Below are 12,168 nucleotides of genomic sequence, written 5' to 3' on the forward strand. Positions count from 1 at the left end.
TGCTGCTGAATTATCACTGAACGAAGTTCTTATAGAATGTGTAGATGGTCTTAGACATACCTGTTGGGATATCAATATTGGCAGTCTTCACATTGATATTCTGACACAGGCAATTGCTAAACTGAATACAACGTCTCAATTATACTGAATGTTAATATCAGCTGTATCTGTATTCAAAAAAGGAAGTAATTCATTTGAACCTTCAACAGGACAAAGACTTGCCACACGACTGGAATCATGGATGGAGGTAAATGGATACACACGTTACGTCTATCATGGGACGGAGTTCAGCAACCTGAAAAATATTCGAATTGAGGGGCTTCGTAATGACTTGAACAGCAACTGGGAAGAGCAATATGTATCAGCAGGGCATTGCAATAGCGCTGTCTTTTTCGATATTTCTTGGCGAAGTGCATTGGGATGGGCAGAACAAGCATGTTTAAAATCGGACGAAGACTCTCCAATTCCGGTTGCTATTCGAATCCCAATAAAAGATTTGGATCTCCAAAAAGACACGCAAGCCACCAGCAATGGAGCTATGATGGTGAAAGGTTCAATAAAGCCAGAAAATTATTGTGCTACAATTGGAAGAGATACAGGCTTCCCCAACTGGCGACCACTGGATGAAATCCTTTCAGAATCCTAACTCCCTGCACTTTCAGTAAAACACTGTTGGCTCCGGTTATTAGCTCGGGGCCTCAGCTGATTCCAACACATTTTTCTAATTATAACTCACTTACTCTCATTTCGGCTTGACCTCTTCTTTAAATTCATCCAATCTTCATCATTGTGAATGGAGTAAAAGTTTTAAAATTATCTGATGTCATTGACATCCATCCTGCCCACCCATTTCGTGGGAGTATAAAAGGGATTCATAACGGTTCGGCCCGTGCTGTCCAGATGAAGGACGTCATGGACGACTGTTCTATTCAATGGGATTCACTCATCAGAACAGAATTGACTGGAAGACGGCAACCAAACTGGCTTCAACAAGATGACATTTTATTCTTAATACGAGGCAGTAGAAACATCGCAGTATTTCTTGAGGATGTCCCTTTTAACTGTGTTATTTCTCCGCATTTTCTCTTATTACGTACCAAACCTGATGCCAAAATCTTACCTGCATTTGCAGCTTGGCAGATGAATCAGATTCCAGCACAGCGCTATTTCGGCATTTCAGCGGAAGGCTCTGCACAACGCAGTATTCGCAAAGGCGTACTGTCAGACCTTCCCATTGTGATTCCTTCAATGGCAGAACAGAAGGCCGTCATCAATCTTGCTCTCGCAGCAAGAAAAGAAGCGGCAATCTACAGTAAATTAATAGCTAACCGTGAGCAGGAAATCCGCTCTGTGGCTTCAAGAATACTCAATACGAATAAAGACTTTAAGAGGTAATTAAGTGACTTCACGCATAAGCCAGAAAGAAGTTAACGATGCAGTCTGGAACGCATGTGATACGTTCCGGGGCGTTGTGGATGCCAGTGCTTACAAAGATTACGTACTGACCATGCTCTTCCTGAAATATATCAGCGATGTCTGGCAGGACAATTACGACACCTATAAAGATGAATATGGCGACGCTCCAGAACTCATTGAAGAAATGATGAAAAACGAGCGGTTTGTACTGCCTAAAGAAGCAAGTTTCTACTCACTGCATGAACGCCGTTTTGAAGCAGGCAACGGAGAACGTATCGACAAAGCACTGCACGCCATTGAAGAAGCTAACATGGGCAAGCTGAATGACGTCTTTCAGGACATCAGCTTCAACTCCACCAAGCTCGGTGACGATAAGCAGAAGAACGATATCCTGCGACACATGCTGGAGGATTTCAACAAGCCGGAATTGAACCTGCGCCCTTCCCGCATCGGCAATCTGGATATCATCGGCAACGCTTATGAATTTCTCATCAAGCACTTTGCTGCCACATCCGGCAAAAAAGCCGGAGAATTCTATACGCCGCCGGAAGTATCTCAGCTCATAGCTGAACTGGTTAACCCGCAGGAAGGTGATGAGATATGTGACCCCGCCTGCGGATCAGCATCTCTTTTGATGAAATGCGCAAGGCTGATCAAGGAACGCTTCAACAACCGCAAGTATGCCCTCTACGGTCAGGAGGCAATCGGTTCCACATGGGCACTCGCCAAGATGAACATGTTTCTTCATGCAGAAGACAACCATCGCATCGAATGGGGCGATACTCTGCGCAATCCGCTGCTCCTTGATGGTGACGACCAGCTCAAGCATTTTGATATCGTTGTCGCAAATCCGCCATTTTCTCTTGCCAAATGGGGACAGGAAGCAGCTGAAGGAGATAAATTCAGCAGGTTTCGCCGTGGTGTACCACCCAAGACCAAAGGCGATTACGCATTCATCCTGCACATGATTGAAACCCTGAAACCGGGCACAGGACGCATGGGAGTTGTTGTTCCACACGGTGTGCTTTTCCGGGCTTCGTCAGAAGGTAAAATCCGCAGGCAGTTGATTGAAGAGAACCTGCTGGACATCGTAATAGGTCTGCCGGAAAAACTCTTCTATGGTACAGGAATACCAGCAGCTATTCTCGTATTCCGTAAGAATAAGAAGGACAATAACGTCTTATTTATTGATGCTTCAAGAGAGTATCAGGATGGTAAGAACCAGAATTTCCTTCGTGACGAAAATATCCAGAAAATTCTGGACACCGTCAAGCAACGCGAAAGCGTAGACAAATACGCTTACCTCGCCAGCTTTGACGAGATCAAGGAAAACGACTTCAACCTGAACATTCCCCGCTACGTGGACACCTTTGAGGAAGAAGCGGAAATAGACCTCGAAGCGGTCTTAAAAGAGCGCAAGGAACTAAAGGCTGAGCTTGCCGAGCTTGAGGTTGAGATGGAAGGATATTTAAAAGAGCTGGGGTACGACTTACCCTAAATCATAGATAAACACCGGACCGCAACCCTGAACAAGGAGGAGACATGATACGGCATACAGTTTCATCACGGGCAATCAGCAGCATAGGATATGACAAAAATTCCATGCAGATGGAAATTGTCTTCACCTCTTCCGGCAGGGCTTACACATTCTGCGGTGTCCCGCTACAGGTGTTCCAAAGCTTTCTTAATGCTTCATCTAAAGGAAGCTTTTACCATCAGAATATAAAAGATCGTTATCAATGCTAACGATCAAAGATATTACCACTGAGGACAATAATGGTTGATGAGACAAATTTTCCTTCCACGATCCATGAATCTGAATTTCTGCTTTATACCGCTCCGAGCGGTAAGGTTAAGGTAGAATGTTTTTTTCATGGTGAAACTATCTGGCTACCGCTGACAAGGATAGCAGTACTTTTCGGCGTGGATAAATCTGGCATTAGCCGCCACCTGAAAAACATCTATGATTCAGGAGAATTGGAGAGAGAAGCAACTGTTGTAAAAATTGCAACGGTTCAGCAGGAAGGAAAACGCAAGGTATCGAGAGACATCGAATATTACAACCTCGATGCCATCATATCCGTAGGATACCGGGTGAACTCTTCCCGTGCCACCCAGTTCCGAATCTGGGCAACCCAGAGGCTTAAGGAATTCATCATCAAGGGCTTTGTGATGGATGATGAGCGATTAAAGAACGGGCAGAACTTCGGCAAGGATTTCTTTCACGAACTACTGGAACGTGTCCGCTCCATACGGGCCAGTGAACGCCGTATTTATCAGCAGATTACGGATATTTTCGCTGAATGCAGTATCGACTACGATCCACAGTCTGAAACCACACGCAGGTTCTACGCTCACGTTCAGGATAAATTCCACGTTGCGATCACAGGACAGACCTCTGCGGAAATCATTCACCAGCGAGCTGATGCAAGCAAGCCGCAGATGGGATTGACCACCTACAAGAACGCTCCTAACGACAGAGTGCTTAAATCCGATGTAGTAATTGGCAAGAACTACCTGAATGAGAAAGAGATAAAACGCTTGGAGCGAACTGTTTCATCTTTCTTTGATTACATTGAAAACATCATCGAGAACCGCTCAAGCTTCACAATGGAGTCATTTGCAGACAGTGTGAATCGTTTTCTGGAATTCAATGAATACCGTGTTCTTGAGGGGTACGGTTCTGTTTCCCGCAAGCAGGCTGAAGCCAAGGCGTACGCCGAATACGAAAAATTTAATCGCACGCAGAAGATTGAGTCGGACTTCGATAAGCAGGTTAAGCAGTTAAGCGGTAAGAAGGGGCGGTAAGATGGAAGGTTATCTAAAGGAGATTGGTTATGGTGCCTGATGGGTGGACTCTTGGAAATCTCGGAGATCTTGCAGAAACGCAAATGGGTTTTGCCTTCAAAAGCACGGACTTTGTTGAGCAAGGAGTTCCCTTGATCAGAATGGGGAATCTCTACCAAAACAATTTTGATCTTTCTCGCAACCCAGTATTTCTTCCCGATACCTTTCTGGACGAATACGAAAGGTTCATATTGAAGTCTGGTGACTTGATTATGTCGCTCACAGGAACGATTGGAAAACAGGACTATGGATTCACTATACAAATTCCGAATGAATCCCCAAGTTGCCTTTTAAACCAACGAGTAATGAAACTAATTCCTAAAGATGCAACTGATAAGGCTTTCTTGTTGCATTTGTTAAAATCTCAAGTGGTTTTGTCCAAGTTATATTCTTTTCCAGGTGGAACCAAGCAAGCGAATCTGTCAGCAGCTCAAGTAAAGGGAATAATGATCGGTATCCCCCCTCTCCCCGAACAAAAGAAAATCGCCCGCATCCTGTCCACATGGGACAAAGCGATTGAGAAAGTGGATAAACTGATAGAAAACAGCAAGCAGCAGAAAAAGGCTCTTATGCAGCAACTACTTACCGGGAAAAAACGGTTGCCGGGGTTCTCATCAACCTATGATTATTGCCAAACCAAATACGGTCTCATTCCAACAGATTGGGATTTTGTAGAATTGAATAGACTTGCCAAAGAAACTGGCATGAAAAACATAAAAAATGAAAATCTTCCAGTGCTTTCATGCTCAAAGCATGAAGGCTTTGTCGACTCGCTCAAGTACTTCAAGAAAAAAGTCTACAGCGACAATCTTTCAACATATAAGTTAATATCACGAGGAGAACTTGGTTTCCCTTCAAATCACATTGAAGAGGGATCAATTGGACTACAAAACCTATATGAAAAAGGACTTGTAAGCCCAATATACACAGTTTTTAAACCTACTGAAAATTTATCGCGTGACTACATCTACCTTTTATTAAAAACTGAACATTATCGTCAAATATTTGCAGCACAAACTAATGCATCAGTAGATAGGCGTGGAAGTTTGAGATGGAAAGAATTTGGAAAAATTAAAGTTCCACGCCCATCAATTGCAGAGCAAAAAGCTATTTCTAAAATGATCATACGGGCAGAGACAAGGACTAAAGCACTATCAAACCATTTAGACAACCTTAAACAACAAAAACAAGCCCTCATGCAACAACTCCTAACAGGTAAACGCCGGGTAAAAATCACGGAGTAAATCGTATGGATTTTGAAGTCTATTGTGACGAAAACTTCCCGGACCTCTTTACCAGTACCAGCCCAAAGGCTCGGTATATGATGATTGGAGGTCTGTGGATTCCGAGCGGATTACGCTCTCATGTGAAAGAGAGCGTCTCCAATCTAAGGGAAAGGCATCAGGCGTGGGGCGAAATCAAGTGGACCAAGGTTTCACCTTCCAAGATTGATTTTTACCTCGACCTGATTGATCTCTTCTTTTCATATCAGGAGAGTATGAGGTTCCGCTGCATCGCTATCGACAGAGAAGTTTATGATGGTGCAATAAATAATGGTGACAACGAGCTTGGTTTTTACAAGTTTTACTATCAACTTATTCATCACTGGGTAGCAGACCACAACACATATAAAATTTTCTGCGACACAAAGACAAGCAGAGATAAGACAAGATTAAGCGTATTGCATCGCTGTCTTTGTAACTCAAACCACCTTTCGCAGATCCAATCAATTCAGGCATTGCCTTCAAAACAGGTGGTTCTGATACAACTCTGCGATCTTCTACTAGGTGCGGCAAGCAGCCGTATAAACGAGACTCTCACAGAAGGCTCTGCCAAAAGTATGCTCGTCCAACGCATCGAGAACAGGTTGGGAATCTATAAACTTGCCCCCACTTATCGCGATGCCATTAAATTTAATATCTTCAAAATAAATCTTCAAGGAGGATGGTAAGTGCCTCCTGCCCTGCTCCATTTGGCTTCGGAGGCCGAATATAAAGCACATTTCGAAGAAAAGTATTGTGCTGGACCATTAATCACCTTTGATGGGATTCCAGTATATTTCTCTAAGACTAAATTTTCACACGCCTTTTTCGAATGCACTCGCAGGGATGGGAATAAAAACGCGTTTTCATCTGCTCGGGCCCAAAGAATGGACTGGATCGAAACGGCCTTGAAAGATAGCACGGCCAATAGATATCAGGGCTGGGATGGTAAGAAAAGGCAGTATGATCCAACACGGCGTGTTGCTGTCGTGATTCAAGATTTTGTTGTTGTAATCAGGATTAAAGCAAAACGTGACGGCTCTCTGAAAGCAGAATTTATCACATGCTACAAGGCCGACAACAGCATCGAGAAAATTTGCCGTTCACCTGCTTGGGATGAACAAACATGCAGAGCTGCACTTGGAGTTTGAGCAAAAAGAAAGGACGCTGATTTGCCACGCGGGTTCAGCGTCCGAGACCTCGATAGATTCAGTGCCGATTGGCATTGAATTCAACTATTAAATAACTATGGCTATGACCAAGGTCAAGGGGAATATGAACTAAAATGAACCAGACACCGGAAACCAAAGAAGAATACAGCGCAAAAATCCCGGCCCTACAGGTCCTTGCAAACCTCGGCTGGACATATATCTCCCCTTCTCAATGCATTGAAAAAAGAGGCTCTAACCGCGAAGTTCTGCTAAAGGACGAACTGATCCGTTCTCTCCAGGCACGGCGCTTTGAATGGGACGGCAAAGAGCACGCTCTTTCTCCCAATGCCATTGAGCACATTGTGCGCGACCTATCTTCACCGGGACTGCATGAAGGTTTACTCACAGCGAATGAACGCATTTACGACAAGCTCACCCTTGGCATAACTGTAAAAGAATTCATAGACGGCAAGCCCGTTCAGCCGACCATCCCCATAATCGATTGGGAAAATCCTGAAAACAACCTGTTCCACGTCACCGAAGAAATGGACGTGCTTTCCTCGGCTGGCACGCATAGACGCATCCCTGATATAGTGTGCTTTGTTAACGGTATTCCCTTTGTGGTCATTGAGGCTAAACGCCCAGAATCCGGTAATCCGAATAAATCCATGCTGGATGAGGGTATAAGTCAGTCAATCCGCAACCAGAAGAACGATGAGATTCCTCAGCTATTCTGCTACGCCCAGATACTCATGGCAATCAGCAATACAGATGGCCGCTACGGAACCACAAAGACAGATAAAAAATTCTGGGCCACATGGCGCGAAGAAATCCTCGATGAATCAACCTTCCACACAATAAAGAACACACCATTATCCACAACAGCCAAAGACTCCATATTTCTAAATCGGCCTAAAGGCATGAGAAGCTATTTTGAATCACTCTGGTCGAAAGATGTGCTCCCTACGCAGCAGGATAAACTGCTCATCAGTCTGCTGAGTAAAGAACGCCTGCTCAAGATGATTCAATATTACATTATTTTCGATAAACGAGTCGGCAAAATTGTTGCCCGTTATCAGCAGGCCTTCGGAATCAAAGCCATGCTTGATCGCGTAAAGAAAACAGACAAGAACGGAAGTCGTGAGGGCGGTGTCATCTGGCACACCACAGGTTCCGGCAAGTCTTTTACTATGGTCTTCCTAAGCAAGGCATTGCTTCTTGATCCTGAGCTCAGAGACTGCCGTATTTTCATCGTTACAGATCGTCTGGACCTTGAAAAACAGCTTTCCAGAGTATTTCTGACCGGAGGTGCCTTCGGCTCAGCGGTTGCGACCAAAAAAGAAGGCGAACGGGCAAAGGTTCGTTCTGGACGGGATCTTGCCCAGCGCATTGGTAAAGGTGATGACCGCATCATATTTTCAATCATTGATAAATTCAATACCGCTTCAAAATTGCCGGAGTGCTATAACCCAAGTGATAAAATTATCGTTCTGGTAGATGAAGGACACCGTAGCCACGGAGGGGAAACCCATGAACGTATGCGCAAGGCTCTGCCAAACGCATCATACATAGCTTTCACCGGAACGCCCCTGCTCAAAAAAGACAAGACGCAGAATAAATTCGGTCCTATCATTCATGCTTACACAATGCAGCGTGCAGTTGAAGACGGAACAGTGACTCCCCTGCTCTATGAGGAACGCCGCCCGGAACTGGATGTGAACGAAAAAGCCATCGACAAATGGTTCGACAGAATTACACTTCGCCTAAAAGATAAACAGAAGACTGACCTCAAAAAGAAATTCGCCAATAAAGGAGCTGTGTATGGTTCCGAGAACCGTATTGAACTTATTGCGTGGGATATAGCAACGCATTTCGCGGATAATATCAAATCGCTAGGCATGGGCCTCAAAGGACAGTTGGCTACAGACTCCAAGCTTTCAGCAATCCGTTATAAAAAATATCTGGATGAGACAGGACTGGTCACAAGCGCGGTGATAATATCCCCACCGGATACACGGGAAGGACACTCCTCTGTTGATGAATCGGCCCTTCCAGAAGTACAGAAATGGTTTAAGAAGGCTGTCGGCAACAGCGCAAATGCTGAACAATATGAACGAGATGTAATTGAAAGTTTTGGAACTGATGATGGAGTGGATATCCTTATCGTGGTGGACAAACTCCTCACAGGATTTGATGAGCCAAGAAACACCGTTCTTTATATTGATAAGCCATTGAAAGAGCATAACCTGCTACAGGCTATCGCCCGAGTTAACAGACTGCATGAAGCCAAAGATTACGGTCTGTTAATTGATTACCGTGGAATACTGAAAGAACTGGATACTACCTTGAAACAGTATCAGGACCTTCAGGAACGAACACAAAGCGGCTTTGATATGGACGATATCGAAGGCTTGTATCATCAGGTGGATACGGAATACAAAAAGCTCCCTGACCTTCATAAAAGACTTTGGAGAATATTCAGCGAAGTTGAAAACAGGAAAGATCTTGAGCAATACCGTCAGGTGCTCATGCCTCAATATACTGAGGACGAAGATGGCAGCAGCTTGGATCTTCGTCAGAAGGTGCGAGAAGATTTCTATCAGGCTCTAACGCAATTTGGACTTTGCCTCAAAATAGCACTGTCGTCGCGTTCTTTCTTTGAAGACGGCAGTTTCAGCGAAAAGGATATCGCCAGATACAAAAGTGACCTCAAATTCTTCACCAATCTTCGCAAAATTGCCCGGCAGGATGCACAAGAAACAGTTGACTACAGTGCATACGAAGAGCAGATAAGACGGCTCGTTGATAAACATGTTGTTGGTGAATCGATAGCTGAACCGGAAGGAATTGTCCTCATCAATGAATTAGGAACGGAAGATCCTTCGGAGTGGACTAAGGAAAAGACCCGCAACGAAACAGATATCATCCGAACCAGAGTAAGAAAGACAATCGAACAGGAACTGAATAACGATCCTTACGCCCAGAAAGTCTTTTCAGAACTTCTGAAGGACGCAATCTCACAGGCCGAGAAAATGTTCGAGCATCCCTTTAAGCAATACACCCTATTCAAAGATTTCGAAGAACAGCTAAATAGCCGAGCAATGGCGGGAATTCCTAAGGAACTCAATGAAAGTGAAACAGCAAAAGCATACTACGGTACTTTCAGACTTGTTTTAGGTGAAGACCATTTCAAAGCCATCAAGCCGGAAGAAGAAAAGCAACTCATTGATGAAGCGATTGCCATCGACTCCATTGTAGGAACCGCTGTAGTAGAACACTCTCTGAGTCCGCAGGCAATGGAATCAACAATACATAAAGGACTGCTACCGCGCCTTTTCAAAATCATCGGACTTGATAAAGCCAAAGACGTCATTGAACACATTATACAGATAACCAGAGTGCGTCTGACTCATGGGAAAAAATAGAACGATTATGCAAACACTTACATATGGTGACGAAAAGATACGTTACCAAGTTTGCCACGTGCCCGGCAAAAAAACTAAAGTAGCGATCCACGTTCACCCAGATGGATCTGTTCAAGTTGATGCTCCATTAAACGCTGAAATTACACAGATCAAGGAAGCAGTCCAAAAACGGGCAAGATGGGTAATGGAACATCTCATCCGAAACCGTGAAATACGAGCAAATGTTCTTCCAAGGGAATATATCAGTGGAGAAAGCTACTTCTACCAAGGCCGCAGACATCAACTTAAGGTAATTAAAAATCAAGAACAAAAATCCCAAGTGCGCCTTTATAGAGGACAATTACAAGTTACGACAGAAAATGCTTCTCCAGAACGAGTAAAGAAACTCCTGCAACGCTGGTATAAGGATCGAGCTAAAGCTTATTTTGAAAAGCGTTTACTCGATATAGTTTCAAAAACTCCCTGGCAAAGTGATGTCCCGCAATGGCGACTGCTGACAATGAAAAAACAATGGGGAAGCTGCTCTCCCAAAGGTACGCTTTCTCTAAATCCGCATCTTGTCAAAGCTCCAAGAGAATGCATTGATTATGTTCTTACTCATGAATTGTGCCACCTTCAGGAGCACAACCACAGTCCCAGATTCTATCGCCTTCTTACAGAGCGCATACCTGAATGGAAATCAGTCAAAGCAAAGCTGGATGGTATGTCTGAAATGTTACTAAATGAATAAAAATAAATAGTTGTATTTACCATAACAGGCTGGTTGAGGAATTGTCCTTAGCCAGCCTTTTTTATGCCCATCAAATCAGCAGATCCCCCTTTGTCCATCCCGCTCTCACCTCATAAATCACACCACAAAAAAAGATAAAAATCTGTAATATATAGCAATACTCTAAATATCTGAGCAGAGCCCGAAACATAAAATTAAATTAAATCATATCAGCATATTACATTTAACCCTCACTACAAAGTAAGAACACGGAAAATTACAGAGCATTTAATAAGTGAAATCCAAAATTTAATTAGGGCGCACTTAATAAGCAAGCCATCAATCCCAAATTAAGACGCACTGGTAAGCAAGTACACGGTCAGGCTCTATGCCAGCCCTTAAGCGTCTCGTGGAAGACGTAAAGGCAGCCGCAAAGAAACGAGGGTATCTCCGTGGACTCGACGGCAGACGTCTTCATGTACGCTCTGAACACTCTGCACTCAATACACTCCTCCAGTCGGCTGGTGCGCTCATCATGAAGGAAGCCACGGTAATCCTGTGGCGTGACCTACATGAGCGTGGAGACCTTGTGATGCCTAAGTTTCCGGCACACGAGCCTACCGAAGTGGACCTATGGCAAGCCGCTCATGTCCATGACGAATACCAGTTGATTGTGAAGGAAGACCTTGCTGACGAGATCGGGCCTCTGGCTGTCAATGCAATCGTCAAGGCTGGTCAGTCGTTTAACTTCCGGTGTCCTCTCGACGGCGAATATCAAGTCGGCAGGAACTGGGCAGAAACCCATTAGGAGAAACAAAGATGGAAGCATCATACAAATATATCGAAGAAAAGAAATTCAGACCCGTCACCCTTACCGTTGAAATCAAGAACGAAGAGGAGCTTCTCGACCTCTATCACAGGCTCGAAGCGCGTGACGTTATCGACGTGCAGCTTATGGATGGACGTGAGTTCTCTCTCCCGAAAAATCATTCATATCCTTTGAGACGCAAGCTTCGCAAAATCATTTTCGAAAGCGGCCTCCAGGAAACCACACCAGTAAACTACGAAGACCCTATCGGATGGTAAGGAGTGAACGTCATGCTTAAACTTAAGAAGAAAACCGGAGAAGAACTCCTGACAGAAGCTACTGCCTTCGTTGAGAAAACCATAGATCAACTCGACGCAGCCGCAGAGAAACTCAATGAGGAAGCTGATGAAGTCGAACGTCAGATCATTGAGCTTCAAGATAAGAGCGACAAGCTCAACGGTCAGTATCTGCAAGCAGCAAGAATGAAAGAAAAGTTCGAGCAGCTTCTGTATTAAAATCAGCGTCTTAGAATTGGGGCGCACTATGTAAC

General features: G+C 44.3%; 13 protein-coding genes. All 13 read left to right on the forward strand.

Features of this window, described 5'->3' with window-relative positions; all coding sequences use genetic code 11:
- The first annotated feature begins 241 nt into the window (after positions 1–241).
- The 13 genes from ACKU35_RS15995 (at position 242) to ACKU35_RS16055 (ending at position 12,133) form a co-directional block, all read left to right on the forward strand.
- On the forward strand, positions 242–646 hold the full coding sequence (locus tag ACKU35_RS15995) for a hypothetical protein (RefSeq protein WP_319760749.1): 405 nt from the start codon (positions 242–244) through the stop codon (positions 644–646).
- Positions 647–912: 266 nt separating this feature from the next.
- Positions 913–1,395, forward strand: a complete 483-nt coding sequence (locus tag ACKU35_RS16000) for a hypothetical protein (protein ID WP_324292728.1) — start codon at positions 913–915, stop codon at positions 1,393–1,395.
- Between the two features lie 4 nt (positions 1,396–1,399).
- Positions 1,400–2,914, forward strand: a complete 1,515-nt coding sequence (locus ACKU35_RS16005; protein WP_319760752.1) for a type I restriction-modification system subunit M — start codon at positions 1,400–1,402, stop codon at positions 2,912–2,914.
- 44 nt (positions 2,915–2,958) lie between these two features.
- Positions 2,959–3,162, forward strand: a complete 204-nt coding sequence (locus ACKU35_RS16010; RefSeq protein ID WP_319760754.1) for a KTSC domain-containing protein — start codon at positions 2,959–2,961, stop codon at positions 3,160–3,162.
- Positions 3,163–3,192: 30 nt separating this feature from the next.
- Positions 3,193–4,224: a virulence RhuM family protein gene (locus ACKU35_RS16015; RefSeq protein ID WP_319760756.1), complete on the forward strand. Its 1,032-nt coding sequence runs from the start codon at positions 3,193–3,195 to the stop codon at positions 4,222–4,224.
- A 29-nt stretch (positions 4,225–4,253) separates the two neighbouring features.
- Complete coding sequence (locus tag ACKU35_RS16020) at positions 4,254–5,507, forward strand: restriction endonuclease subunit S (protein ID WP_319760757.1); 1,254 nt, start codon at positions 4,254–4,256, stop codon at positions 5,505–5,507.
- A gap of 5 nt (positions 5,508–5,512) precedes the next feature.
- Complete coding sequence (locus ACKU35_RS16025) at positions 5,513–6,214, forward strand: DUF3800 domain-containing protein (RefSeq protein WP_319760759.1); 702 nt, start codon at positions 5,513–5,515, stop codon at positions 6,212–6,214.
- Positions 6,215–6,676, forward strand: a complete 462-nt coding sequence (locus tag ACKU35_RS16030; RefSeq protein ID WP_319760761.1) for a hypothetical protein — start codon at positions 6,215–6,217, stop codon at positions 6,674–6,676.
- Between the two features lie 134 nt (positions 6,677–6,810).
- Entirely contained in the window at positions 6,811–10,101 is a 3,291-nt protein-coding gene (locus tag ACKU35_RS16035; protein ID WP_319760763.1) for a type I restriction endonuclease subunit R, read from the forward strand.
- The gene (locus ACKU35_RS16040; protein WP_319760765.1) at positions 10,088–10,831 is read left to right on the forward strand and encodes a SprT family zinc-dependent metalloprotease; all 744 of its coding nucleotides are present in this window, start codon (positions 10,088–10,090) and stop codon (positions 10,829–10,831) included. Before ACKU35_RS16035 ends, ACKU35_RS16040 begins: the two co-directional genes overlap by 14 nt.
- A gap of 367 nt (positions 10,832–11,198) precedes the next feature.
- The gene (locus tag ACKU35_RS16045; RefSeq protein ID WP_319760767.1) at positions 11,199–11,618 is read left to right on the forward strand and encodes a DNA polymerase; all 420 of its coding nucleotides are present in this window, start codon (positions 11,199–11,201) and stop codon (positions 11,616–11,618) included.
- Between the two features lie 11 nt (positions 11,619–11,629).
- Positions 11,630–11,896 carry a hypothetical protein gene (locus ACKU35_RS16050; protein WP_319760769.1) on the forward strand — a complete coding sequence of 89 codons (267 nt, stop codon included), beginning with the start codon at positions 11,630–11,632 and terminating at the stop codon, positions 11,894–11,896.
- Between the two features lie 12 nt (positions 11,897–11,908).
- The gene (locus tag ACKU35_RS16055) at positions 11,909–12,133 is read left to right on the forward strand and encodes a hypothetical protein (RefSeq protein WP_319760771.1); all 225 of its coding nucleotides are present in this window, start codon (positions 11,909–11,911) and stop codon (positions 12,131–12,133) included.
- Positions 12,134–12,168 lie beyond the last annotated feature (35 nt).

The organism is Maridesulfovibrio sp. (assembly GCF_963676065.1).
In the GTDB taxonomy this organism is placed as follows: Bacteria; Desulfobacterota; Desulfovibrionia; order Desulfovibrionales; family Desulfovibrionaceae; genus Maridesulfovibrio.

Bases quoted from the DNA above. Each gene is read 5' to 3' on its own strand.
- ACKU35_RS16050 (WP_319760769.1), top strand. From the start codon at position 11,630: ATGGAAGCATCATACAAATATATCGAAGAAAAGAAATTCAGACCCGTC.
- ACKU35_RS16000 (WP_324292728.1), top strand. From the start codon at position 913: ATGGACGACTGTTCTATTCAATGGGATTCACTCATCAGAACAGAATTG.
- ACKU35_RS16045 (WP_319760767.1), top strand. From the start codon at position 11,199: ATGCCAGCCCTTAAGCGTCTCGTGGAAGACGTAAAGGCAGCCGCAAAG.
- ACKU35_RS16015 (WP_319760756.1), top strand. From the start codon at position 3,193: ATGGTTGATGAGACAAATTTTCCTTCCACGATCCATGAATCTGAATTT.
- ACKU35_RS16055 (WP_319760771.1), top strand. From the start codon at position 11,909: ATGCTTAAACTTAAGAAGAAAACCGGAGAAGAACTCCTGACAGAAGCT.
- ACKU35_RS16035 (WP_319760763.1), top strand. From the start codon at position 6,811: ATGAACCAGACACCGGAAACCAAAGAAGAATACAGCGCAAAAATCCCG.
- ACKU35_RS16040 (WP_319760765.1), top strand. From the start codon at position 10,088: ATGGGAAAAAATAGAACGATTATGCAAACACTTACATATGGTGACGAA.
- ACKU35_RS16010 (WP_319760754.1), top strand. From the start codon at position 2,959: ATGATACGGCATACAGTTTCATCACGGGCAATCAGCAGCATAGGATAT.
- ACKU35_RS16020 (WP_319760757.1), top strand. From the start codon at position 4,254: ATGGTGCCTGATGGGTGGACTCTTGGAAATCTCGGAGATCTTGCAGAA.
- ACKU35_RS16025 (WP_319760759.1), top strand. From the start codon at position 5,513: ATGGATTTTGAAGTCTATTGTGACGAAAACTTCCCGGACCTCTTTACC.
- ACKU35_RS15995 (WP_319760749.1), top strand. From the start codon at position 242: ATGGAGGTAAATGGATACACACGTTACGTCTATCATGGGACGGAGTTC.